Below are 664 nucleotides of genomic sequence, written 5' to 3'. Positions count from 1 at the left end.
CGCAAATTCCTTGATAAGCTGCCTGAAATCCACTCTTTCTTCAGCAGTATAATAAAAAGTGGCTTTTGAAGCATCCCCCTGGAATTCAATATCGCTAATCTTCATTTGAAGATTCAGCCGAATGGCGATCTCCCGGGCGCGCACTTTCATTTTATCCTCGCGCTCCCTGGCTTCCTGCCAAATATCGATATCACGTTGGGTCGCTTTTCTGTAGATCTTAAGCACTTCAGGACTATCCTGCCGCACTTTTTTCTTCTTCATCTGTACGCGCACAAGTTCCCCTACCAGAGAAACCACACCCACATCGTGACCCGGTGCAGCCTCTGTAGCTACAACATCGCCTATACTAAGGCTTAAATTTTCTGTATTCTTAAAAAAGTGTTTCCGCCCATTCTTGAAACGAACTTCAACTATATCGAATGGCTCCATTCCCTGCGGAAGCGCCATATTTGATAACCAGTCGAATACCGAAAGCTTGTTACAGCCATCGGTTCCGCAGGTCCCGTTATTCTTACATCCTTTAGGCTGACCGTCTTTGCCGGTCGAGCAACTGTTACATCCCATAATCTATATATTGAAATCCTGGAAAGAGGCGAATTTCTCTCTCCGGATTGTGTCTTATTTAAAAACTAATGAGGTAAATATACCATTATTTATGGAACGC

The 664-nt window shown here is 44.1% G+C and carries 1 protein-coding gene; it reads right to left on the bottom strand.

The genetic code is table 11. The features are described from left to right. Window positions 1–564, bottom strand: a 564-nt coding sequence (ricT, locus tag HC175_RS16060) for a PSP1 family protein (RefSeq protein ID WP_235942649.1), incomplete at its 3' end; no start/stop codon positions are given. Between the last annotated feature and the right edge of the window lie 100 nt (window positions 565–664).

Source organism: Salinimicrobium oceani (assembly GCF_012037645.1).
Note: the sequence above shows the minus strand (reverse complement) of the source record. Positions and strands in the feature narration are given on the sequence as shown.